Here is a 3,171-nt window from a genome sequence, read left to right as displayed (position 1 = left end):
TCCACGGCCCCTCGATCAGCGCCATCAGCGCGTAATAGATGACCGAGTTGAGCAGCAGCGAGCTCACCACGTCGTCGACCTTGAACTTCACCCGCAGCGTCGCCGGCACCAGCGCGACGACGGCGCCCGCAGCGGCGCCAGCCAGCGCCATCAAAAGCATCGCGAGATAGCCGGGCATCGGGATGGCGCCAACAGCGCAGCTCGCCACCGCGCCGGCCAGCAACTGGCCCTCGGCGCCGATGTTCCAGAACTTGGCGCGGAAGGCGATCGCCACGGCAAGGCCGGTGAAGATCATCGGGGCGGCGCGCACCAGCGTCTCGGTTATGGCGTAGCTGTCGCCGAGCGAGGCCGACAGCATCACGCCATAAGCCTCGATCACGCCGGCTCCGGCAATCGCGATCAAGCCGCTGCACAATACCAGCGTGACGACGATTGCCAGCAGCGGCAGCGCGAGATTGAACCAGGCGGGCGTCGAGGTGCGGGCTTCGAGACGAAACATCAGGCGTGCCCTTCCGCGCCGGTCATCATCAATCCAAGCCTCGCCACGGTGGCTCCGTCGCCCGCAAGCGTGCCGGCGATGCGGCCCTCATACATCACAGCGATGCGGTCCGAGAGCATCAGCAACTCCTCAAGGTCCTCGCCGATAACGATGAGGCCGCAGCCTTTTGCGCGCATGTCGAGGAATTTCTCGTGGATGAAGCGGGCGGCCCCGATGTCCAGGCCGCGCGTCGGCTGCGACACGACCAGCACCTTGGGATCGAAAGCTAGCTCGCGCGCCAGAAGCGCCTTTTGCAAATTGCCGCCGGAGAGCGCGCCGGCGCGCACCATCGGCCCCGGACAGCGTATGTCAAAGGCCTTAATCTGCGCCTCGGCGAAGGCGCGGATGGCAGCCGGATTGAGCAGCCCCTTGCGGCTGAAGGCCTCGGTGCCGATGCGTGGCAGCACCATCGAGTCGGCTAGCGGCAGGTTGGTGACCAGCCCGGTCGTCATCCGGTCTTCGGGGATGCGGCCGAGGCCAAGCGCCTGCAACTCGCGCGGTGAAAACTGCGTCACCGTTTTGCCGGCTATCGTCATCGTTCCGGCCTTGGGCGGCAGCATGCCGGAAATCACGTCGGCCAGTGCTCGCTGGCCGTTGCCCGAAACGCCGGCAATGCCGAGGATTTCGCCAGCGCGAACAAACAGCGAGATGTCGCGCAACGGCGTGCCGGCATGGTCGGAGGTGGAAATGCCGTCGAGAGTGAGCACCGAAGCGCCGGGCGTCGAAGGCGCCTTGGTCGGCGGCACAATCTCGTGGCCGCACATCAGCCTGGCCATTTCGGCCGAAGTCGTCTCCGCCGGATGATCGATACGGCCGGTGACCTTCCCATGCCGCAGAATGACACAGCGGTGGGTGAGCGCGCGCACCTCGTTGAGCTTGTGCGAGATGAAGATGATGCCGAGACCTTGGCCTGTCATCGAACGCAACGCGGCGAACAGGCCGTCGACCTCACTTGGCGCCAGCACCGCGGTCGGCTCATCGAGTATGAGCAACCTGGCGCCACGGAAGAGCGCCTTGATGATTTCCAGCCGCTGCTGCTCGCCGACCGACAGCGCCGAGACCGGCAGGTCAGGGTCGAGGCTCAGCCCATACTGGCGGCTGATCTCGGAAAGCCGCGCCAACCCGCCGCCGCGGTCGATGCGGCCTGACTTGCCGGGAATGCCGATCAGAAGGTTTTCCAGCACCGTGAGCCGGGGCGCCAGATGGAAATGCTGGTGCACCATGCCGATCCCGGCGGCCAGGGCATCGGCCGAATCGCGGATGGCGACGGGCTTACCCTCGACCAGGATTTCGCCGGCATCCGGCGCGTAGGCGCCGAACAGCACGTTCATCAACGTCGTCTTGCCGGCGCCGTTCTCACCCAGAAGGCCGAGGATTTCGCCTGGCGCGACACTGAGATCGACGGCCTCGTTGGCCTTGACGGCGCCAAAGCTCTTGGTGATGCCGCGCATTTCGATGAGTGGGGCGGACAAGATAGCTCCCGGGTGGGTTGGCTTTGGGTCGGCTTGACCTGGAAGGGCGTGCCCGTCGCACCCCCCTCTGGCCTGCCGGCCATCTCCCCCTCGAGGGGAGATCGGATGTCACTTCGGCCTTCGCCAATCTCCAGCCGCGAAAAATGTAGCCGGCGGTGAAGCTGCCAATCTCCCCCTCGAGGGGGAGATGCCCGGCAGGGCAGAGGGGGGTGGCTTGGCGCCAACCCCAAAGCCAGAGAGCGCTTAATCCGAAGCCGGCGTGTTCTCGTCGACGTCGACGCGGAAATTGCCTTCCAGGATCTCGGCCTTCTTCTTCTCGACCAGGTCCTTGACCTCGGCCGGCAGCGTCTTGTCGAACTTGTGGTAAGGCGCGAGGTAGGAGCCGCCCTTGGCCATGCGCGAGAAATCGCCATAGTCCTGCGCGGTGAAGACGCCGGCCTTGACCAGCTTGATCGCCTGTTCGACCGTCGGATACATGTCCCACACCGGACCGGTGATGACCGTGTCGGGGCCGAGGCTCGACTGGTCGGACATGTTGGAGATGGCGTAGATCTTCTTCTCTACCGCCGCCTCGATGACGCCGAAACGTTCGGCATAGATGACGTCGACGCCGGCATCGATCTGCGCCACGGCCGCTTCCTTGGCCTTCGGCGGATCGAAGAAGGAGCCGATGAAGGACACCTTCTTTTTGACGTTCGGATTGACCTCCTTGGCACCGGCGAAAAAGGCGTTGACCAGCCGGTTCACCTCAGGAATGCCCATGGCTGCGACGGCGCCGACGGTGCCAGATTTGGACATCTTGCCGGCGATGATGCCGCAGAGATAGGCAGGCTCGTGGATCCAATTGTCGAAGACGCCGAAATTGGGCTCGGCCGGGCCGGCGCCGGAGCCGAACAGGAAGGCGGTCTTCGGGAACTGCTTGGCGGTGCGGCGTGATTCACGCTCTGCGGCGAAGGCGTCGCCCAGCACCAGCTCATAGCCGCCCTGCGCATATTCGCGCATCACGCGGCTGAAGTCGGCGGTCTGCACCTTCTCCGACCATTTATAGTCGATGCCCAGTTCCTTTTGCGCCTTCAGCAAGGCGACATGCACCTGGTTGTCCCACGGCTCCTCGATCGGCGTGGCGAAGATCGCCGCCACCTTCAGCTTCTTGTCCTTGGC

General features: G+C 64.8%; 2 protein-coding genes and 1 pseudogene. All 3 read right to left on the bottom strand.

From position 1 onward, the window contains the following. Window positions 1–499: pseudogene (locus tag Q0L57_RS09495) on the bottom strand (ABC transporter permease); the annotation flags it as partial. Next, window positions 499–2,010: an ABC transporter ATP-binding protein gene (locus tag Q0L57_RS09490; RefSeq protein ID WP_296741553.1), complete on the bottom strand. Its 1,512-nt coding sequence runs from the start codon at window positions 2,008–2,010 to the stop codon at window positions 499–501. The gene Q0L57_RS09490 and the pseudogene Q0L57_RS09495, both read right to left, overlap by 1 nt. Window positions 2,011–2,253: 243 nt before the next feature. Beyond that, window positions 2,254–3,171, bottom strand: a 918-nt coding sequence (locus tag Q0L57_RS09485) for a BMP family protein (protein ID WP_296741551.1), incomplete at its 5' end; no start/stop codon positions are given.

Origin of the sequence: Mesorhizobium sp. (assembly GCF_024509055.1) — a bacterium.
Classification (GTDB): domain Bacteria; phylum Pseudomonadota; class Alphaproteobacteria; order Rhizobiales; family Rhizobiaceae; genus Mesorhizobium.
Note: the sequence above shows the minus strand (reverse complement) of the source record. Positions and strands in the feature narration are given on the sequence as shown.